Origin of the sequence: uncultured Shimia sp., assembly GCF_913054185.1 — a bacterium.
In the GTDB taxonomy this organism is placed as follows: domain Bacteria; phylum Pseudomonadota; class Alphaproteobacteria; order Rhodobacterales; family Rhodobacteraceae; genus Shimia.
This window is the reverse complement of sequence record NZ_CAJXIV010000081.1, coordinates 1-19,119: the sequence shown is the minus strand read 5'-3', so window position 1 is coordinate 19,119 and position 19,119 is coordinate 1. Positions and strand designations below refer to the sequence as shown.

Below are 19,119 nucleotides of genomic sequence, written 5' to 3'. Positions count from 1 at the left end.
TGACCGAACCGGGCACTGGCTCTGATCTGCAAGCGGTGAAAACCACCGCCATCCGTGACGGCAACGAATACCTGATCAACGGCTCCAAGACCTTTATCACCAATGGCGGTTCTGCCGACCTGATTGTGCTGGTTGCCAAGACCGACCCCGCCGCCAAAGGCCGGGGCGTATCCTTGATCGTGGTCGAAACCGAAAACCTCGAAGGCTTCGCTGTGGGCCGTTGCCTCAAGAAAATGGGTATGAAGCGCAACGACACAGCAGAGATGTCATTCACCGATGTGCGCGTGCCTCTGACCAACCTGATTGGCACTGAGGAAGGCCAAGGCTTCATCCAGCTAATGAAGCAACTCCCTTGGGAACGCCTGATCCTCGGCTACATGGCGCTGGGTGCCTCCCAATGCGCGCTCGACCACACGCTTGCTTACGTGAAAGAACGCAAAGCCTTTGGCAAACGGGTGATGGACTTCCAAAACACCCGCTTCAAACTGGCTGAAGCCGCTACCAAAATCGAACTTTTGGCCTCCTTCTGTGACACCTGCCTGACCGAACTCGAAGCGGGCCAGCTCACCGCCGAAAAAGCCGCCATGGTGAAATGGTGGGGCACCCAAACTCAATGTGAAATTGTCGACGAGTGCCTGCAATTACACGGCGGCTACGGCTACATGTCCGAATATCCAATTTCGGAACTCTACACGGACGCCCGCGTACAAAAAATCTACGGCGGCACCAATGAGATCATGAAAGAAGTGATCGCCCGCTCGCTGGACATCGACTGAGGACCGCCCAATGAAACTCACCGGAAAAACCGCCTACATCACCGGCGCAGGCAACGGCATCGGCCGCGCCGTCGCGCTGAAACTCGCTTCTGAAGGCGCCAACATCGTGCTCAATGACCTCGAGAAAGCCCCGGCCCAAGCCGTGGTCGAGGAAATCACCGCCGCAGGCGGCAACGCCATCGCCGTGGTTGGCTCCGTCACCGAAAAAGGCTTTGCCGAACGCTTCATTGGCGCGGGCGTCCAGAAATGGAATGCCATCGACATCATCGTCAACAACGCGGGCTACACCTGGGACAGCCTGATCGGCCACATGACCGACGATCAATTTGACGCCATGATGGACGTGCATGTGAAAGCACCGTTCCAAATCCTCCGCGCCGCCTCAGGCTTCATCAAAGGCCACGCCAAACAGGAAGCCGAAGACGGCCGCGAAGTCTTCCGCAAAGTGGTCAACATCTCGTCGATTGCAGGCACCGGCGGCAACGTTGGCCAAGCCAACTACTCTTCCGCAAAATCCGCCGTGCTGGGCCTGACCAAATCGCTGGCCAAAGAATGGGGTCGCTACAAGGTCAACGTGAACTGCGTCGCCTTTGGCTACATCGAAACCCGTCTGACTGAGGCTACCGACGACAAAAAGTCCATCACCGTGGATGGCAACACCGTAGGCATCGGCATCCCAACCAAAGTGGCCGGAGGATTTGCCGCCATGGTGCCCTTAGGTCGCCCGGGCACTCCGGAAGAAGCGGCGGACGGCGTCTATCTGATGTGCTGTCCGGAGAGCAATTATGTCTCTGCCCAAGTGCTCACCGTCGGCGGTGGCTTGAACGGCCTCTAAATCTTCTGCCCGACTGCCAGTCGGGCTGCGCCGTCCCGCCCCCATGGGGCGGCGCTTACGCACCACCCCGCGGGACTAAGCAGCCCTCGGCGTAACGGAGAGCAAACCCCATGCTAAGCGGAATCCGCATCATCGAAATCGAAGGCCTCGGCCCCGGACCTTTTGCTGCCATGCATCTGGCCGACCTTGGCGCAGACGTGATCACCATCCATCGCAAAGGCGGCGGTGGCGGCATCACCGCAGACCAATCCGTGCTCGATCGCGGTAAACGGTCCATCGCGCTTGATCTCAAAGACCCAGATGATCTCGAAACAGCCAAAAAGCTCATCACAACCGCCGACGCGCTGATCGAAGGCTTCCGCCCCGGCGTCATGGAACGGCTTGGGCTTGGCCCCACCGATTGCCGCGCAACCAACCCGCGTCTTGTCTATGGCCGCATGACCGGCTGGGGCCAAACCGGTCCCCGCGCAGAAACCGCAGGCCACGATCTCAACTACATCGCACAATCCGGTGCGCTCTGGTACGCCTCGGAACCCGGCTCTCCGCCAATCACCCCCGCCACTTTGGTTGGCGACATCGGCGGCGGCGCGCTCTATTTGGTAATCGGTATTTTGTCCGGCATCCTTAACGCCCAACGCACTGGCCAAGGCACCGTTGTGGACGCCGCAATTGTCGACGGCTCCGCCCATATGATGACGCTTTTGATGGCATTGCGCCAAGCGGGCGGTCTGTCCATGGAGCGCGGCCACAGCCTACTCGACGGACCACATTGGTCCCGCAGTTACGTCTGCGCCGATGGCGGCTACGTCTCCGTGCAGGCGCTCGAGCCGCAATTCTACGCGGCTCTCCTCGGGAAACTCGACCTTGCCGGCGATCCCGAGTTTGCCAAACAGCACGACCGCGCCCTCTGGCCAAAACTCACTGCACGGCTGACAGACATTTTCCTGCGTGAGCCGCGCCTGCATTGGGATGATCTTTTTGCTGGGTCAGATGCCTGTGTCGCCGTGGTGCTCTCCCCCGAAGAAAGCGCCCATTCCGCACACATGTCCGCGCGTCAGGTCTGGCACCACAGCGACGGCAACTTGCAAGCGGCCCCAGCCCCGCGCTTTGACGACCGCGTCGAAGACCCCAAACCTGCCCCCAAGCGCGGCGAACACACCGCCGAAATTCTAGCGGAGCTCAAATAAGCACGCAACGCACGGTCCCATAACGCAACGGAGGCGCGCCAATGGCGCACCTCCGCAAAACAGTCGTAATACAGACGTGATACCGACGTCAGAATCAGTGGTTAATTTCCACGCACCGTATCAATCATCAGCTGCACATTTTCAGGATCAGCATCTGGTGTGATTCCGTGGCCCAGATTGAAGATATGCGGCCCTTTGCCAAGGGCCGCGACAATCTTACGGGTCTCATCCACCAAATCCTGACCACCGGTAACCATATGGGAAGACTTCAGATTTCCCTGAACACAGCCAGATGTCTGCACATTGTCCGCCGCCCAGTCAGGTGCCACACCATCATCCAGCGCCACACAATCCGCGCCGGTGGCTTCAGCAAATCCAACATAACGCTCACCCGCCCCACGTGGGAAGGCAATGATTGGTGTATCCGGGTGACGTTCTTTCAAGGCCGCGATGATTTTCTTAGCTGGTTCAACGGCATAGCGCTCAAAATCGTCGCCTTTCAGTGAGCCCGCCCAGCTGTCAAACAGCTTCACAACTTCGGCGCCAGCTTCGATCTGCCTAGAGAGATACTCCACAGTGCCTTCGGTCAGAATATCAATGATTTGGTCAAAGACTTCTGGGTTCTCATCCTTCAGCTTGTGCGCTGGTCCCTGATCCGGTGTTCCGCGTCCAGCCACCATATAGGTCGCCACGGTCCACGGCATGCCCGCAAAGCCAATCAATGTGGTTTCTTCCGGCAATTCCCGGCTCAAAATCCGCACGGTTTCATACACCGGGTTGAGCGTTTCATGGATCTCGGAAACAGGCTTCAGCTTGTCAAAGTCCGCCTGATTTTCGATGGTCGACAGCCGTGGCCCTTCGCCGGTGACAAACCACAAATCCGCGCCAAGCGCCTGTGGCAAAAGCAAAATATCCGCAAACAGGATGGCAGCGTCAAAGCCATAACGCCGGATCGGTTGCAGGGTCACCTCTGCCGCCAATTCGCTGTTGTAGCACAGGGACAGGAAGTCGCCTGCTTCGCCACGTGTCGCGCGATATTCTGGCAGATAGCGGCCAGCTTGGCGCATCATCCAGATGGGAGGGGTGTCGAGTGTCTCGCCGGCCAAAGCCCGCAGAATTTTCTTGGTCTGTGTCATGCGTTCCTCTTAGTCCTGCCCAATTTATCGCTCGTTGATTTGAGTCAAGGAAGCCAACAGACTTTCCGTGCCTTTTCAATCCAACTCACCCGCCCTGCCAGATTGGCGAGGCATCCCCACGCTAGGTCTCGCGCGCACCTTCGGTTGTCAACCCTTAGGACGCTTGCCAGACCCGCCACTCAGGATTAGACCGTCGTCATGACAGTGACTTTGCCCACCCCCGCCTCCACGTTGAAAATTGGCACCCGCGGCTCTCCGCTGGCCCTTGCACAAGCCTATGAAACCCGCCGTCGACTGATGGCTGCGTTTGACTTGGCAGAAGACGCCTTTGAGATTGTGGTCATCACCACCTCCGGAGACAATGCGCAGCTGATTGCCAAAGACAAGCCTCTCAAGGAAGTTGGCGGTAAGGGCCTGTTCACAAAAGAAATTGAAGAGGCCATGTTGGTTGGCGGCATCGACATTGCCGTGCACTCGATGAAAGACATGCCGGTCCTGCAACCGGACGGTCTGCTGCTAGACACCTACCTGCCGCGCGAAGACACGCGGGACGCCTTTGTCTCTCCGCAGCACGCAACTTTGGCCGATCTGCCAGAAGGTGCCACTGTTGGCACATCCAGCCTGCGCCGCCGCGCGCAACTGTTGAATTTCCGCAAAGATCTCAACGTCGTTGAATTTCGCGGCAACGTGCAAACCCGCCTGAAAAAGCTTGAAGATAAGATCGCAGACTGCACCTTCCTCGCGATGGCGGGCCTCAACCGTCTCGACATGAGCCACGTGGCCTCCTCAGCAATTCAACCTGAGGAAATGCTGCCCGCAGTCGCCCAAGGTGCCATTGGCATCGAGCGTCGCGCGGATGACATGAGCACCGCTGCCCTACTGGAGGCCATTCACGACGGCCCCACTGGCCAACGCCTGAAGGCAGAGCGCGCCTTCCTCGCTGCGCTGGACGGATCTTGTGAAACACCCATCGCTGGTCTTGCCGAGCTTGACGGCAACACCCTCCGCCTGCGCGGCGAAGTGTTGCGTCCGGACGGCTCTGAAAGTCTGCGTGACGATCAAACCGCCCCAATCGAAGATGGTGCGGCATTGGGCGAGACCATGGCCAAATACCTGCTGGAACGCGGTGGTACGGGCTTCTTTGACTGGCGCAGCTAACCGCGATTTACGGTTAATTTCCCCTTAACCGCGCCATTCCCGGCATGTTTCGGCCATGTTTTTAAGAGACTCTGGTCCTATCAACAGGGATCAGAGGACCAAGCCATGCACGCGTTGGGACAACTGGGCACTATCGACGATTATCACTGGGACACATTGCAGCAGCGGCCATCAAACGCCGGTTATTGCGTTCGTGAAGCCGAGGGCGACTTCCGTCATTCTTCTCTAAAAGAGACGGTACTGCGCTTCATCGGCGTGGTGTTTGTGCTCAGCTCATTGGTGCAGTGGAGCTTCCCGGACGCCAACTTTGCTGGCAACCCAATGCTATCCAAGTCCCTGCTCTCCATCGCTTTTGCGCTGATCGGCATAGCCGCGTATCGCTTTGCTATGAAAGGCCATCGCGCCGAAATCCGGTTTGAGTCCAAATCCCGCACCCTGGTCCTGTGCGCCCTGAACCGGCGGGATCAACAAAAGGGCGCCCGCAAACTGCCGCTCCGTGACATCACCAGCATCTATGTGCGGCGCACCGACGTTGCCAACGGCAAAGCTGCCCTACGCATCCGCCTGAAATCCGACGGAGCGGAACTAACCGCCTTGCGGGGCGACCTTAGCGAAGTTGAAGCTGTCCACGCTCTCCTGTGCAGCAAGATCCGCAAGGCGCAGTAGCGCTAACGCTCTGAGAGTTACACCCACTTGGCCATTGGCGGTAGGCTCATCAGAACCGCATTGGCGTCATGGCCGGTTTCCAGGCCAAACTTGGTGCCACGGTCGTAAACCAGATTGTACTCCACATAGAGCCCGCGGTGCACCAGCTGCGCATCTTTCTCCGCCTCGCCAAATTCGTCCACACGACGTTTCTCAACCAACGGCACAAAGGCTGGCAGGAAGGCTTTGCCAATGTCCTGAATAAAGCCAAAATCCCCCGCCCAATCCCCAGTGTTGTGATCATCCAGAAAGATGCCCCCAACCCCACGGGCGCGGTTACGGTGCGGGATGTAAAAGTACTCATCGGCCCAAGCTTTCAAACGCGGATAGTGGTCTTCCCCGTGCGCGTCACAATGCGCTTTTTGTACACCATGAAAATGGGTGGTGTCCGCATCGTATTCGAGACATGGGTTGAGGTCAGACCCGCCGCCAAACCACCAGCCATGTGGGGTCCAAAACATGCGGGTGTTCATGTGCACCGCTGGGCAATGTGGGTTCTGCATATGCGCCACAAGGCTGATGCCACTGGCCCAAAACCGTGGGTCGTCTTTCATGCCTGGCAAGCCTTTGCGCGCCGCCATGGCATTTTGTGCCGGCTCGCCCAGCTCGCCATAGACTGTGGAGATATTCACGCCCACTTTTTCAAACACACGCCCGCCGCGCATGACTGACATCAATCCGCCACCGGCATCTGACCCATCCGCACTGCTACGTGTGGTCTCGGTGACTTCAAACTGGCCAGCTTCTTGGCCAGAAAAAGGGCCTTCTGAATGACTGTTTTCCAGGTCTTCAAAAGCGGCCACAATCTGATCCCGCAATTCCCGGAACCACGCACTTGCTTGCTGCTTTTCGGTGTCCATCTGATCAGACATATCCGCCCCTCTGTTTTGCTCCGCATTGCCTAACATTGGCAACGCACAGACACCAGCGGCAGAACGGCGCTATACTTAGTGTGCGGGCGTGCTCACAGTGTCCAAAAGCGAGCGGCCACCATCGACGGTCACAATCTGCCCTGTCATAAAGCCTGCTGCCTCGGAGGCCAAAAACTGTACGGCATCGGCCACCTCGCCTGGGGCTGCAATCCGGCCCAATGGGGTGTGCTGCTCAATCTCATTTCGGCAATCACGGTTGTCTTTCAGTGCATTTTGCAGACTTGCCGACATAACAGACCCAATGGCCACCGCATTCACACGGATACGCTCCGGCGCCAGCGCCACGGCCATGGCGCGTGTCATTTGGTCCAACGCGGCAGTGGCAATTGAATAGCCCAGCAAGTCCGGCTGAGACCGCTGTGCGGCAATCGAGCTCAGGTTCACAATCGCCCCCGCAGCCCCCTCGTCACGCCCCTCCGCCTGCTTAATCATGCGCTTGGCGACAATCTGGCTCAGGCGCAAAGATGTCATCAGGTTTTGCTGGATCATCAGATCAACAGTTGTGTCATCCGGATCCAATGGATCGCTGGTGGTCACTTGCCGACAGCCATTGATCAAAATGTCAATGTCATCAAAGGCATCAATCGTAGCGGAGATCAGATTGTTGATCGTCAACTTCTCGCGCAAATCCCCGGCAAAATAGCGCACATTGCCTTCTTCGGGCCGTTCGCCAAACTCCGCACACAGGCTTTTATCATCCACATCCGCAAACATGACATTGGCGCCATGATCCGCAAAATGCCGTCCTACAGCCAAACCAATGCCATTGGCCGATCCGGTGATAATGGCGGTTTTACCCGCAATATTAAAAGACATTTACGATCCCCATCACACTGTCCATGAGCCTACACCAGCTCTGTGTCACCCTTTGGCCCGCGTGGGGCGCTGTGCATGCAATACCTTGAATCGGGTGTCCCCGGCAACGGCTTCGACCGTCTGGAACGCATCCTGAAGCGTGGCCTCATAAGGCAGGTGCCGATTGGCCACCAGCCAAAGGTGCCCAGAAGGTGCCAACATTTTTGCCGCTGCACGGATAAAACTCTCGCCTAGCGCGGGCTCCGCCTTGCGTCCGGTGTGAAACGGCGGGTTCATCACAACCGTATCCACCCGATGACCGGGCTTGAAGTTGGTGGCATCCGCCCAATGGAACTGCGCGCGCTCATCCGTCAGGTTCTCTTTGGCACACTCCAGCGCCACATGATCTGCCTCAACCAAGTGCAACACATCAAAGGCCTGGCGCGCCGCCATCTCACACGAGAGGTAGCCCCACCCTGCCCCAAGGTCCGCGACAACGCGCCCCAGTTTGGGTGGCAACGCCGCTGCCAACATCTTAGACGCCGGGTCCACACCATCCGCGCTGAACACACCCGGACGAGTGACAAAGCGATCTTCTATTTTTGCGGGGGCGCCAGCCAACCAGTCGTCAAAATCGCCACCTTCAAACCAAAACAGGCGCCCATGAGATTTAGCAAAACTGCCCAAAACATCGGCGCGTTTTCGGCACTCTTTGTAAAGCCCATCAACGCCGTCAGTTTTCTGCCCATCGACAATGACCAGGTCTGCACATTTTGAAGCCCGCGCAATCAAATCCCGTGCCAACGCCTTGGCACGTGGCAACACCACAACGGCGGCGGCGTAGCGACCTTCTTCAGCAACGTCAGCGTCATAGCCGGCGCCAGAGAAAGCATCAAAATCAGGCTTCAGATGCTGCACAACATGCACCTGTGCACGCGATAAAACGCTTATGTCAAAGCCAACACGCGGGCCGAACACAGCAATCCGTCCTTCAGACGGCAACAACAGGCCGTAGTCGTCTACGGCCAATGACAATCGGGAATGGGACATTTTATGCGGTGAACCGGGCAGCCCCGGTCACTCCTTCTCCATCGTACACTGCAGGGGATGTTGATGGCGTTGCGCCAAATCCATCACCTGAGTGACCTTGGTTTCTGCAATTTCGTGACTGAACACACCAACAACCGCCACGCCTTTTTTATGAACCGTCAGCATAATCTCAAACGCCTGCGCATGGGTCATCGAGAAGAACCGCTCCAACACAAGCACCACAAACTCCATCGGTGTGTAGTCGTCATTGAGCAGCATCACCTTGTAAAGCGGCGGCTTTTTGGTGCGGGTGCGAGTCTCCAGCGCGATCCCCAGATCGCCGCCGTCATCATCACCCATGCTCATGTTCATCGTCTGCAATGGCATATTCACAAGAATCCGGTTCATGGTTTGGTGTTTATATAGCCTGAAGTTGGTCATAGAAAAGAGGTCAGGAACAATCGGACCTTTTTCATGACCAAGACCCTCACAACTGTCGCCTTTGATGCAGACGATACACTGTGGCACACAGAACGATTTTTCCGCCTGACCCAAGCCAAATTTGCGGAGCTATTATCGGACTTTACGGAGCTGGCTCACCTCGAAGAGCGCCTTTTGGCCGCGGAACGGCGCAACGTTGGTCACTACGGTTTTGGCACCAAAGGATTTGTGCTGTCGATGATCGAAACAGCCATCGAAGTCACCGAAGAACGGGTCCCGGCGTCTGTGATTGCCGAACTGATGACCTGCGGCCGAGAGATGTTGCAACACCCAATTGAATTGCTCCCACATGCCAAAGAAGTTGTTGAAACTCTTTCTAAAACCCACCGCCTTCTCCTCATCACAAAGGGGGATCTACTCGACCAGGAACGCAAGGTTGCCCAATCCGGTCTGGGAGAATTGTTTGAGTGGGTCGAGATTGTGAGCCACAAAACATCTGACACCTATATTCGGGCCTTCAACAGCTACGCGGATGGCCCGGAGCGCGCCCTTATGGTGGGCGACTCAATGAAATCCGACATTGTGCCGTCCTTGTCCGTTGGCAGCTGGGCCGCACATGTCCCCAACGGCCCCGCTTGGGCTCTGGAACAGGCTGAAGCCCCAAAGGATAACCCTCGTTTTGTGGCGCTTTCGTCACTGTCTGAAGTTTTGCCACTGGTCGAAGACGTTGGTTAAGCCCATTCAGAGGCAGGTCTAGCGGCGCAGCACCCGCGAGCCACAACATCTACGCCCCCACCTGAACAAGCCCCTACAAATCTCCGGAAACACAAGCTTTATTCGTTTCCATCCCTGTGTTACGCTCTCTGTAATAATAATTGGTCAGACCGGAAAACCGGCGACCTGAGGCAGAAAAAAGAGCAGTTCACATGAAGGCGCGGCGCATTCAGCCGGCCCGTTTCGGGCTATTTTTGGCAACACTGGCATTCTGTGCCCTGTTGACCCCAGTGGTGTCCTTTGCGGCACCTTATGCAGCAATGGTGATTGACGCGCGGGACGGCAAAGTCCTGCACAGCCGCAATGCCGATACGCGACTACATCCGGCGTCTTTGACCAAAATGATGACGCTCTACATCGCTATGGAAGCGGTGGAGAATGGCGAAATCAGCCTGGACACAAAGGTGAAGATCTCCAAAAATGCCGCCGCCGAACCGCCCTCCAAGCTTGGCTTGCAGGCGGGTCAACGGATTGCGTTGCGGTATCTCATCCGCGCGGCAGCGGTAAAATCCGCAAACGATGCCGCCACCGCGATTGGTGAGGCCATCGAAGGCTCCGAAGCCGCTTTTGCCCGACGCATGAACCGCACGGCCAAAGCGCTTGGCATGTCCAACACCACGTTCAAAAACATGCATGGCTTGACCCAAAGCGGGCACATGTCCACCGCACGTGATATGACCACTCTGGGACGCCACGTGCTTTATGACTATCCGGATTATTACAACCTCTTCTCCCGCCGCTCCACCAGCGCAGGCATTAAGACCGTTAACAACACCAACCGCCGCTTGCTGGCCGCCTACAAAGGCGCAGACGGTATCAAAACCGGCTACACCCGCGCCGCAGGCTTCAATCTCGTGGCATCCGCAGAACGTGGCAACAAGCGTGTGATTGCAACTGTGTTTGGCGGCCGTTCCACAGCCACGCGAAACGCCAAAGTGGCGGAGCTTCTCGATCTTGGCTTCACCCGCTCCGCCAGCAGGGTTGCTATGCGCAAGCCCGGCCTGCCAGCCTACCAGGGGAAAACAGCTCCGGTTGGCAAAACAATCCGCGTGGCCACCGCGGTCAAAAAATCCCTACGCCCGGTGTTGCGCCCAACCACCGCGGGCGAAGCGCAGCCTTCGGTTGTCGCCGCAGCGGCCATGTCTGAAGACTCTGTTGTGGCCGCAGCCACAGTCATCGAGCACGACATTCAATCCGCCCTACTGCAGGCACAAAACAACTCCGGTGTGACGCTTGCGAGCCTGCAAGAAGAACCAACCCCACCGCCACAGCCAAAGGTCGTGACCCGGATTTCCACCGCAGGCGGACGCCACTGGGGCATCAATGTGGGACGCTACAACAGCCGTTTTGCCGCAGAAAAAATGCTGCTCAAAACCGCATTGGCCGAAATGGCCACACTGGACGGCAGCCTGCGCAAAGTTGTGAAGAATTCCCGCGGCTTTGAGGCCAACTTTCTGGGCATGAGCAAAGAAACCGCTGATCTCGCCTGCCGCCGACTTCAGGCACGTCAGGTCACGTGTTACACACTTGGGCCTGGTTAATCCCACTCCTCATTCTCACAATGAAAAGGCCGTCGCAGCAACCTGCGACGGCCTTTTCATTTGCAACCAAACTGAGCGCGTTCACATCTTGGGTTTGTCGTCATATTGCCCAGACAAAATGCGCTGCGCATCCCCCTCCGGATCATCATATTGGTCAGACCGCACCGTATAAATAAACGCGACCAGTCCAATGCCTCCTAAAAACAGAGAGATGGGAATCAGATACGACAGAACTTGCATGTCATCCTCTCAGGCGCAGGGCGTTTAGGGACACAGTAATCGAAGACGTAGACATCGCCAACGCAGCAATCAATGGCGTTGCCAGACCTGCCACGGCCAAAGGCACTGCGACGATGTTGTAAACCGTCGCAATCCTGAAGTTCTCCCGGATTCGTTTGATCGCGCTCTTGGCAACATCCAACGCATTTGGGATCGGCGACAAATCGCCCCCCAAAAGCACAATGTCAGACGCCACACGCGCGGCGTCCAAAGCCGAGGCAGGAGAAATGGAGACATGTGCAGAGGCCAGCGCCGCAGTGTCGTTGAGACCGTCGCCCACCATCAGCACATGACAACCCTCTTTGGCCAAGGTCTGAACCCGCTTGGCTTTGTCTTCTGGCAGCGCTTCCGCCACCCATTTGGCAATGCCTAAGCGGTTGGCAAGGTTTTCCACCGCGCCGGTGGCATCCCCGGACATCAGGATAACCTCCTTGCCCGCATCCTGCAGCGCATCAACACAGGCCTCTGCGCCTTCACGCAACGTGTCGACAAAATAGAACCCGACCGGAGTTTCTTCCCCCACGCTCAAGAAAGCCGCCGTCTGTGCGCCTGCCTTGGCGCCAACCCAAGCGGGGCGTCCAAGCCGCACCAACATGCCATCCAGCTTTCCTTGTGTGCCATAGCCCGGCACCTCTTCGATCTCGCTCACCCGCGCCGGGCGCACACCGGAGGCCTGTGCGGCTTTGGTGATCGCTGTACTCAGCGGGTGGGCCGAGGTCATGGACAACGCCAATGCAACGGAGAGGTCTTTTTCCTCAAGTGTCTCAAGATTGATCAGTTCCGGCGCACCCGCTGTCAGCGTCCCTGTTTTGTCAAACACAACTGTGTCGACCTGCGCCAATCGCTCCAACGCTGTGCTGTGTTTGATCAACATGCCTTTGCGGAACAACCGACCAGATGCGGCCGTAGTCACAGCAGGCACGGCCAGACCAAGTGCACAGGGACAGGTGATAATCAATACCGCCGCCGCAATGTTGAGCGCCGTGCGCAAGTCGAAAGTAAACAAATACCAACCAAGGAAGCTCAGCGCTGACAAGATATGCACCCCCGGCGCATAGAGCTTTGCCGCTTTGTCAGCCAGGGATGTGTAATTTGACCGCCCAGATTCAGCCACAGCCACCAAATCCGCCATGCGATGCAGGCTGGTCTGCTCACCCACAGCCGTGGCACGGATCATCAAGGGCCCCGTCAGGTTCACTTCCCCTGCACTCACCGCTTGGCCTGGCTCAGCAAACACCGGCAGAGTTTCCCCGGTCAGTAATGAGCGATCTAGCTCCGAGCGTCCCTCAACGATCTCACCATCCACCGGCATACGCCCACCCGGTTTCACGCGGACCAGATCGCCAACAGCCAACTCTTTCACTGCAACCGTTTCGTCCTGCCCGTCCACAACACGCACGGCGCGTGGCACTTCCAACGCAGCCAATTCTTCCGCTGCAGATCGCGCCACGGCACGTGTGCGGTGATCCAGATAACGCCCTGCCAACAGAAAGAACACCAACGTCAACGCCGCATCAAAATAAGCATGCTCACCGGAAAGTGTTGTCTCCCAAAGCGAGGTTGCCACCGCCAACACAATTGCCAGCACAATCGGCACATCCATATTCAAGCGCTTGTGCTTCAACGCGCTCCAGGCATGTACAAAGAACGGCTTGCCAGAAAACGCAATTGTCGGCAGCGCAATGGCCGCAGAGATCCAGTGGAACATGTCCCGCGTGGCGGCTTCTGCGCCAGACCAAACCGAGACCGACAGCAGCATCACATTCATCGACGCAAAGCCCGCCACCGCCAAGCGCATCAGAAGATCACGCCCGGCCTTGTCGTTTTGCGTGGCGCTCAAGGTGCCCGCGTCTAGCTCATGCGCCTCATAGCCCACTTTCTCGAGAACAGTGGCCAGAACTTCGGCCGTGACCTCTGCGTCCGCCTCCACTGATGCCCGCTTCAACGTCAGATTTACCCGCGCCGAATGTACGCCAGGATGCGCGGCCAAAGCAGTTTCCACGGTTGAGATGCAGGCGGCGCAGTGCACAGTTGGTACGGACAGGGCAATCCGTGCCTCTTCCTGCATTGCCTGCTCTGCCAATGCCTCCGCTGCCGGAGCCGCATCACAGGCCGGACAGGCAGAGATATTTGGGCGCAGCGCCGCAGTCATGGCTTAGCTCTTTTCCACACGCAAGATCACACGCTGCTCAAACGGCGTGCCGTCCAAAGCAGTGGCATTCATACGAATGTTCCAGTTGCCCGGTGCCAGTTCTTCACGCGCGACATAGGCTTTGCCGTCAAACTGGAAATCCGGTGTGCGGTCATCTTGCACATGTGTCGCCCGTCCCAGCACCGCATCCAGATTGGTGACTTGGACCGGCGCACCGTCTTCATCGGTAATCGACAGGATCAGCAGGCCGCCTTTGGCACGGGCACTGACGTCCCAGCCCAAGGCCTCTTGCGCGTTGCGGCGCTCATCAAAGCTTTGGCTGGCAACGTAGGAGTTTTTCACCTCCAGGCCAGGAAACGTCGCAACCGCGTTCCATGCCAGTAAGAGGTTGACGGAAATGATCACGCCAAACGCCCCCACAAACACCATCAGGAAGTGTTTTCCAGTGAATTTTTTCTCAGCCATCACTGGCCCTTTCCATTAAATACTGTGTCTTTGTGCACCCGGTCGCCGTTGCCCGTGTCTTCAAACCAGAAGCGGAAGTTGGTCAGGCTGCCATTGGCCGGAGCGGACCCTGCTGGGGCAATGACGTAAACACGCTGGTTTTTCATTTGGTCTGCCGGGACATTTACCGCTTCATATGGCGTACCTTCAAGCTGCACCCGCAGATCAGGTTCACCTTTCAACGATATCCGGAACATGCGGTCTTCGCCATGTTTGTTGCGCAGACGTACTTCGTAGGTGTTGCGAATTGAGCCATCTGACAAAGTCACAAAGGTTGGGTTACGCACCGGCGCAACTGTGGCTTCAATATCTGACCGCATAAACAGCGCCACAACAAGCCCAACGCCGACCAATGACCAAAGCGACGTATACATAATCGTGCGAGGACGGAAAATGTGTTTCCAAACACTCCTTGGCGGGGTGCCAGCGCGCTCCCGGTCTTCATCCGAAAACGCCAGATAATCAATCAAACCGCGCGGCTTACCGATCTTCTCCATCACGTCATCACAGGCATCAATGCAGAGCGCGCACGTGATGCACTCCATCTGCTGCCCGTCACGAATATCGATACCAACAGGGCAGACATTCACGCAGGCCATACAATCGATACAGTCGCCCAGGTCCGTGTCTTCGGTGCGTTTGCCCTTGCCGCGTGGCTCACCGCGCCACTCGCGATACCCCACAGTCAGCGTGTCTTCATCCATCATCGCCGCCTGAATGCGCGGCCAAGGGCAGGCATAGATACAAATCTGTTCCCGTGCAAAGCCACCAAAGAAGAAGGTGGTGAACGTCAACACCGCAATCGTGGTGTAGGCAACAGGATGTGCGTTCCCGGTCACAAGATCCACGGCCAACGTTGGCGCATCTGCAAAATAGAAAACCCAGGCACCACCAGTGGCCATTGCAATCAGGAGCCACGTCACCCACTTGGTAATCCGCAAGCGTATTTTGCGGACATCCATCTTCTTCTGACGGTGCAGACGCAGGCGCGCATTGCGATCCCCTTCGATCCAACGTTCCACCAAAATAAACAAATCCGTCCAAACCGTTTGTGGGCAGGCATATCCGCACCACACACGGCCCAAAGCGGAGGTGAACAGAAACAGCCCAAGGCCAGCCATGATCAACAGCCCGGCCACAAAATAAAACTCGTGCGGCCAAATCTCGATCATAAAAAAGAAGAAGCGGCGGTTGGCAATATCGATTAGGACGGCCTGATCCGGCAGGCTTGACCCACGGTCCCAACGCAACAGCGGCGTCAGGTAATAAATACCCAACGTGATCGCCATAATAATCCATTTTAAATTGCGAAACGGCCCGTAAACGCGTTTCGGAAAGATTGGCTCGCGTGCCTCGTACAGGGACGGCGCAGGACTTTTGCTCACGGAATCACTCACATGTTTGGAGAGGAGATTTTCGATCTTGTCCCAACGATTGGACGCCAGAACATTGACCTGTGTCAAATCTCACATTTGTGACTCACCTTTACACCCACCCGGTGGGAACCTCCCTGCGTCAGAGTAGCTCTGTGCGCATTTGCGCAGGGGTGCGCCCAGTCCAATTTTGGAAGGCCCGGTAAAACGAATTGGGATCGCGATAAGCCAGTAAAAAAGAGATTTCTTCAACGCTCATGTCACCTTGCCGCAGGTAATGCAGCGACAAATCAGAGCGTGTTTCGTCCAAGACCGATTGAAACGTCTGCCCTTCATTGCGCAAGTGCCTTTGCAAGCTGCGTCGGCTTGTCACAAGTCGATCACTAACCGCATCCACCGTCGCCTGCCCAGCCGGCAACAACTCCAGCAAAGCGTTGCGAACCCGCACTGACATCGGCTGATTGCGCCGATGCTCTGCCAACTGACGTGTCAACTCGCGCTCAAAGCCAGCCCAAAGCTGTGGGTTTTCCGAAATCAACGGGCGATACGCATCTTCCCGAGTCAGGGTTAGCTTTGGACGCGGCGCGATCACTGCCTTGCGGCCATAATGCCGGTCAAAAATCACCTGATCCTCCATCAGAGCTGGCACGCCAACTTCAACAGGTAAGAGGTCCACACCGGTGAACGTCCGACACATTTCCAAGAAATACACCATCTCAAATGCGGCCATGCACTTTGGCACGTACAGATTGGGTTCAGCCACATCGATCTCAAGTGTCAGATGAGTGTCGGTCTCTGACACCAACAGCTGAATGGGCGCCACCAACGGTTTAAAGACCGCTTTGCGCCGCAGCCCTGTGGCGATGTTTGGGCTACAGGAAAACGCAAACGCCGCCGGAATAAACGGCCCCCGCGCCATGGCTTTGGCCATCTCTACAATCACTTTTGGGTTGTCAATTTCATCCGAAATTGCCTCCCAAAGCGTAAAAAATTGCTGCGCCGTCACACCGCGCGTATCGGCCTCAAACAAATCGCTTGGCATTCCTGCACGGCGCAAGACACGCTCCGGCGACACGCCAACTGACCGCATAAGGCCAGCCGTTGATTTGTGGATCGGATACCGGACCTGTTTGTGCATCTCTACCTCCTTCGACCGAGGCAAACATAAGAGAGATGGCGCGGTTCGCCAACCATCTGGCGCAATCTGCAAGGATTTAGGGGAGTAGTGGGGGCCGATCTTTCCAGGAAACGCGCGAACAGGACGGAAAGATCGACACCCAATGGACAGCTCCGGTTGCGGCGTGCTGCCCTTGAACCTGTTCTAGCAAAGCAAATCACGCAAAAACTTGATCTTAGTCAAATGCGCTCAACAAACGCGCAAAAAACGCAAATAAAAAGGCCGCCCCGATGTCTCGGAGCGGCCCATTCTTCTGACAATGGATTGGGTTATTCACCGCCACCCAGCTGATGCACATACGCAGACACGGCGCGCACCTGCGCTTCGGTCAAACGGTTGCCCCAAGAGGGCATCACGCCAAAGCGGCTGTAAGTCACAGTCTCCTTGATGGAGTCGTAATCCCCACCAAAGAGCCAGATCGCATCCGCCAGATTTGGCGCCCCTTGGGTGCGGTCACCTGTACCATCTTCCATGTGACAGGAGGAGCATTCGTCCGCAAAGACCTCAGCGCCAGCTGCCACAACCGTAGCGTCCTTTGCCTCACCGGACAGCGACATCACATAGTTCACAACCGCGTCGATTTGATCATCTTCGAGGTAATCATCCCCAAAGGCTGGCATCTCGGAATACCGCGCATCGCCGTCTTCCTCGTTGCGGATACCATGCTTCACAGTGGCGTAGATGTTCTCGATATCACCGCCCCAAAGCCAGTCGTTGTCCAACAGGTTTGGATAGCCAATGGCACCAGCCGCACCAGAGCCGTGACACTGCGCGCACCATGTCTTGAAGACAGCACCACCTGCGGAAACCGCATAGGGCCCCAACTCAGGATCAGTTGTGATCTGTGTCAGCTCCGCAGCTTCCAGTTTGGCATTGATTGGCGCCAGCTTGTCTTCGGCAGACTGGATGTCAGCTGCAACATTGGCACGAGATGACCAGCCCAACAGACCTTTGGTTGCACCATTGATGCCCGGCCATGCTGGATAGGCAATGACATAGCCAATGCCCCAGATGATCGTCGCATAGAACACCCACAGCCACCAACGCGGCATAGGATTGTCAAACTCTTCAATCCCGTCCCACACGTGGCCGGTGGTATTTGGATCGTTGTCAAACTTTTTTGATGGCTTGCTCATGTCCGTGCCTCCTCAGTCGTGGCCGGTTTGTCTTCATGACGGAACGGAATGCTGGCCGTGTCCTGGTATTCCTTTTTGGCACCGGGACGAAACACCCACAGCACGATCGCAAGGAAAAACAAGAACAGGAACAATAGCATCCAGCTGTCCGCGAACTCCCGCAGGAAAGAATAGGTTTCCATAAGATCCCCTCCTTACCGCGACGCAGCCGGCGTGAAGGTCGAGAAATCAACCAACGTGCCCAGCATCTGAAGATACGCAATCATCGCATCCATTTCGGACACACCTGCATGACCGTCAAAGTTACGCACGTTCACGCTATCTTCGCCATACCGCTCAAGAAGACCATCATAATCGCTGTCCGGATCAGCCTGCGCCATGAAGTCAGACTGGGCATTTTCCAGCATGTCTTCGGTGTAAGGCACACCCACAATCGCGTTCGCTTTCAAGAGGTCACCAATGTACTTACCATCGAGCATCTTCTTCTCGAGGAAGCCATATTTTGGCATCACGGATTCAGGCACCACACTCTGCGGGTCACGCATGTGATCCAAGTGCCAGTCGTCTGAGTAACGTCCACCCACACGGGCCAGGTCAGGACCTGTCCGCTTGGAGCCCCACTGGAACGGGTGGTCGTACTTGGATTCCGCCGCCAGTGAATAGTGACCGTAACGTTCCACCTCGTCGCGCATTGGGCGGATCATCTGGCTGTGACAGACGTAGCAGCCTTCACGCAGATAGATATCGCGCCCCGCGAGTTCGAGAGGGGTGTAGGGGCGCATGCCCTCTACATCCTCAATGGTGTTTTCGAGCCAGAACAGCGGCGCGATTTGAACGATGCCACCGATGGTTACGACCAGGAAGCTGCACACAAGCAGGAGGGTCGCGTTGGTCTCGAGGATTTTATGTTTGTCGAGAATAGCCATAGCTGCCGGCCCTCCTTATTCTGCCGGAACTGCAACGGACAGGCTGGCCGCTTTCGCCGGTGCCTTTCGTACAGTCATCCACAGGTTGTAGCACATGATAACGGCACCCGAGAGGAACATAACCCCACCCAGACCGCGTACAATGTTCATCGGTTTCTTCGCTGCCACAGTGTCGGCAAAGGAGTTCACCAAGAAGCCATTGGCATCTACTTCACGCCACATCAGGCCTTCCATGATACCGGTCACCCACATGGACGCCGCGT

The 19,119-nt window shown here is 56.8% G+C and carries 20 protein-coding genes and 1 pseudogene; 7 read left to right on the top strand and 14 right to left on the bottom strand.

What is annotated here, in order from left to right; all coding sequences use genetic code 11:
• The 3 genes from QZ517_RS15265 to QZ517_RS15255 all read left to right on the top strand — a co-directional run.
• Positions 1-776, top strand: a 776-nt coding sequence (locus QZ517_RS15265; protein ID WP_294228370.1) for an acyl-CoA dehydrogenase family protein, incomplete at its 5' end; no start/stop codon positions are given.
• Positions 777-786: 10 nt separating this feature from the next.
• Positions 787-1,611, top strand: a complete 825-nt coding sequence (locus QZ517_RS15260) for an SDR family NAD(P)-dependent oxidoreductase (RefSeq protein WP_294228368.1) — start codon at positions 787-789, stop codon at positions 1,609-1,611.
• A gap of 110 nt (positions 1,612-1,721) precedes the next feature.
• Entirely contained in the window at positions 1,722-2,798 is a 1,077-nt protein-coding gene (locus QZ517_RS15255; RefSeq protein ID WP_294228366.1) for a CaiB/BaiF CoA-transferase family protein, read from the top strand.
• 101 nt (positions 2,799-2,899) lie between these two features.
• Here QZ517_RS15255 and hemE read toward each other — a convergent pair whose 3' ends face one another.
• Complete coding sequence (gene hemE, locus QZ517_RS15250) at positions 2,900-3,934, bottom strand: uroporphyrinogen decarboxylase (protein ID WP_294228365.1); 1,035 nt, start codon at positions 3,932-3,934, stop codon at positions 2,900-2,902.
• A 198-nt stretch (positions 3,935-4,132) separates the two neighbouring features.
• On the opposite strand from hemE, the gene hemC reads away from it, so the two are divergent.
• Both hemC and QZ517_RS15240 read left to right on the top strand, forming a co-directional pair.
• Entirely contained in the window at positions 4,133-5,092 is a 960-nt protein-coding gene (hemC, locus tag QZ517_RS15245) for a hydroxymethylbilane synthase (protein WP_294228363.1), read from the top strand.
• Positions 5,093-5,197: 105 nt separating this feature from the next.
• Positions 5,198-5,758 carry a hypothetical protein gene (locus tag QZ517_RS15240; protein WP_294228362.1) on the top strand — a complete coding sequence of 187 codons (561 nt, stop codon included), beginning with the start codon at positions 5,198-5,200 and terminating at the stop codon, positions 5,756-5,758.
• A gap of 17 nt (positions 5,759-5,775) precedes the next feature.
• Here the strand turns inward: QZ517_RS15240 and hemF are convergent, their stop codons facing one another.
• From hemF to clpS, 4 genes are all read right to left on the bottom strand, one after another.
• Positions 5,776-6,669: an oxygen-dependent coproporphyrinogen oxidase gene (hemF, locus tag QZ517_RS15235; RefSeq protein WP_294228360.1), complete on the bottom strand. Its 894-nt coding sequence runs from the start codon at positions 6,667-6,669 to the stop codon at positions 5,776-5,778.
• A gap of 75 nt (positions 6,670-6,744) precedes the next feature.
• A complete protein-coding gene (locus tag QZ517_RS15230) occupies positions 6,745-7,545 on the bottom strand; it encodes an SDR family oxidoreductase (protein ID WP_294228358.1) in 801 nt (266 codons plus the stop codon).
• Positions 7,546-7,590: 45 nt separating this feature from the next.
• Complete coding sequence (locus QZ517_RS15225; protein WP_294228355.1) at positions 7,591-8,574, bottom strand: class I SAM-dependent methyltransferase; 984 nt, start codon at positions 8,572-8,574, stop codon at positions 7,591-7,593.
• A gap of 27 nt (positions 8,575-8,601) precedes the next feature.
• A complete protein-coding gene (gene clpS, locus QZ517_RS15220) occupies positions 8,602-8,940 on the bottom strand; it encodes an ATP-dependent Clp protease adapter ClpS (RefSeq protein ID WP_283426857.1) in 339 nt (112 codons plus the stop codon).
• An 87-nt stretch (positions 8,941-9,027) separates the two neighbouring features.
• On the opposite strand from clpS, the gene QZ517_RS15215 reads away from it, so the two are divergent.
• Together QZ517_RS15215 and QZ517_RS15210 are read left to right on the top strand one after the other, a co-directional pair.
• Positions 9,028-9,729: an HAD family hydrolase gene (locus tag QZ517_RS15215; RefSeq protein ID WP_294228353.1), complete on the top strand. Its 702-nt coding sequence runs from the start codon at positions 9,028-9,030 to the stop codon at positions 9,727-9,729.
• A gap of 191 nt (positions 9,730-9,920) precedes the next feature.
• The gene (locus QZ517_RS15210; protein WP_294228352.1) at positions 9,921-11,309 is read left to right on the top strand and encodes a D-alanyl-D-alanine carboxypeptidase family protein; all 1,389 of its coding nucleotides are present in this window, start codon (positions 9,921-9,923) and stop codon (positions 11,307-11,309) included.
• 81 nt (positions 11,310-11,390) lie between these two features.
• On the opposite strand, the gene ccoS is transcribed toward QZ517_RS15210, so the two are convergent.
• From ccoS to QZ517_RS15165, 9 genes and pseudogenes are all read right to left on the bottom strand, one after another.
• The gene (ccoS, locus tag QZ517_RS15205) at positions 11,391-11,549 is read right to left on the bottom strand and encodes a cbb3-type cytochrome oxidase assembly protein CcoS (RefSeq protein ID WP_294228350.1); all 159 of its coding nucleotides are present in this window, start codon (positions 11,547-11,549) and stop codon (positions 11,391-11,393) included.
• A gap of 1 nt (position 11,550) precedes the next feature.
• Entirely contained in the window at positions 11,551-13,740 is a 2,190-nt protein-coding gene (locus tag QZ517_RS15200) for a heavy metal translocating P-type ATPase (protein WP_294228348.1), read from the bottom strand.
• Between the two features lie 3 nt (positions 13,741-13,743).
• Positions 13,744-14,205: a FixH family protein gene (locus tag QZ517_RS15195; protein ID WP_294228347.1), complete on the bottom strand. Its 462-nt coding sequence runs from the start codon at positions 14,203-14,205 to the stop codon at positions 13,744-13,746.
• Positions 14,205-15,641 carry a cytochrome c oxidase accessory protein CcoG gene (ccoG, locus tag QZ517_RS15190; protein WP_294228371.1) on the bottom strand — a complete coding sequence of 479 codons (1,437 nt, stop codon included), beginning with the start codon at positions 15,639-15,641 and terminating at the stop codon, positions 14,205-14,207. The genes QZ517_RS15195 and ccoG overlap by 1 nt, the downstream gene beginning before the upstream one ends.
• A gap of 118 nt (positions 15,642-15,759) precedes the next feature.
• On the bottom strand, positions 15,760-16,755 hold the full coding sequence (locus QZ517_RS15185) for an AraC family transcriptional regulator (protein ID WP_294228345.1): 996 nt from the start codon (positions 16,753-16,755) through the stop codon (positions 15,760-15,762).
• Positions 16,756-17,063: 308 nt separating this feature from the next.
• A complete protein-coding gene (gene ccoP, locus QZ517_RS15180) occupies positions 17,064-17,930 on the bottom strand; it encodes a cytochrome-c oxidase, cbb3-type subunit III (RefSeq protein WP_294228343.1) in 867 nt (288 codons plus the stop codon).
• Positions 17,927-18,112 (bottom strand): cbb3-type cytochrome c oxidase subunit 3, encoded by a 186-nt coding sequence (locus QZ517_RS15175; RefSeq protein ID WP_294228341.1) that lies wholly within the window; start codon positions 18,110-18,112, stop codon positions 17,927-17,929. The genes ccoP and QZ517_RS15175 overlap by 4 nt, the downstream gene beginning before the upstream one ends.
• Before the next feature lie 12 nt (positions 18,113-18,124).
• Positions 18,125-18,856, bottom strand: coding sequence for a cytochrome-c oxidase, cbb3-type subunit II (gene ccoO, locus QZ517_RS15170; protein ID WP_294228339.1), 732 nt, complete (start codon positions 18,854-18,856; stop codon positions 18,125-18,127).
• A gap of 15 nt (positions 18,857-18,871) precedes the next feature.
• Positions 18,872-19,119: pseudogene (locus QZ517_RS15165) on the bottom strand (cytochrome-c oxidase, cbb3-type subunit I); the annotation flags it as partial.

Bases quoted from the DNA above. Each gene is read 5' to 3' on its own strand.
- QZ517_RS15260 (WP_294228368.1), top strand. From the start codon at position 787: ATGAAACTCACCGGAAAAACCGCCTACATCACCGGCGCAGGCAACGGC.
- QZ517_RS15255 (WP_294228366.1), top strand. From the start codon at position 1,722: ATGCTAAGCGGAATCCGCATCATCGAAATCGAAGGCCTCGGCCCCGGA.
- hemE (WP_294228365.1), bottom strand. From the start codon at position 3,934: ATGACACAGACCAAGAAAATTCTGCGGGCTTTGGCCGGCGAGACACTC.
- hemC (WP_294228363.1), top strand. From the start codon at position 4,133: ATGACAGTGACTTTGCCCACCCCCGCCTCCACGTTGAAAATTGGCACC.
- QZ517_RS15240 (WP_294228362.1), top strand. From the start codon at position 5,198: ATGCACGCGTTGGGACAACTGGGCACTATCGACGATTATCACTGGGAC.
- hemF (WP_294228360.1), bottom strand. From the start codon at position 6,669: ATGTCTGATCAGATGGACACCGAAAAGCAGCAAGCAAGTGCGTGGTTC.
- QZ517_RS15230 (WP_294228358.1), bottom strand. From the start codon at position 7,545: ATGTCTTTTAATATTGCGGGTAAAACCGCCATTATCACCGGATCGGCC.
- QZ517_RS15225 (WP_294228355.1), bottom strand. From the start codon at position 8,574: ATGTCCCATTCCCGATTGTCATTGGCCGTAGACGACTACGGCCTGTTG.
- clpS (WP_283426857.1), bottom strand. From the start codon at position 8,940: ATGCCATTGCAGACGATGAACATGAGCATGGGTGATGATGACGGCGGC.
- QZ517_RS15215 (WP_294228353.1), top strand. From the start codon at position 9,028: ATGACCAAGACCCTCACAACTGTCGCCTTTGATGCAGACGATACACTG.
- QZ517_RS15210 (WP_294228352.1), top strand. From the start codon at position 9,921: ATGAAGGCGCGGCGCATTCAGCCGGCCCGTTTCGGGCTATTTTTGGCA.
- ccoS (WP_294228350.1), bottom strand. From the start codon at position 11,549: ATGCAAGTTCTGTCGTATCTGATTCCCATCTCTCTGTTTTTAGGAGGC.
- QZ517_RS15200 (WP_294228348.1), bottom strand. From the start codon at position 13,740: ATGACTGCGGCGCTGCGCCCAAATATCTCTGCCTGTCCGGCCTGTGAT.
- QZ517_RS15195 (WP_294228347.1), bottom strand. From the start codon at position 14,205: ATGGCTGAGAAAAAATTCACTGGAAAACACTTCCTGATGGTGTTTGTG.
- QZ517_RS15185 (WP_294228345.1), bottom strand. From the start codon at position 16,755: ATGCACAAACAGGTCCGGTATCCGATCCACAAATCAACGGCTGGCCTT.
- ccoP (WP_294228343.1), bottom strand. From the start codon at position 17,930: ATGAGCAAGCCATCAAAAAAGTTTGACAACGATCCAAATACCACCGGC.
- QZ517_RS15175 (WP_294228341.1), bottom strand. From the start codon at position 18,112: ATGGAAACCTATTCTTTCCTGCGGGAGTTCGCGGACAGCTGGATGCTA.
- ccoO (WP_294228339.1), bottom strand. From the start codon at position 18,856: ATGGCTATTCTCGACAAACATAAAATCCTCGAGACCAACGCGACCCTC.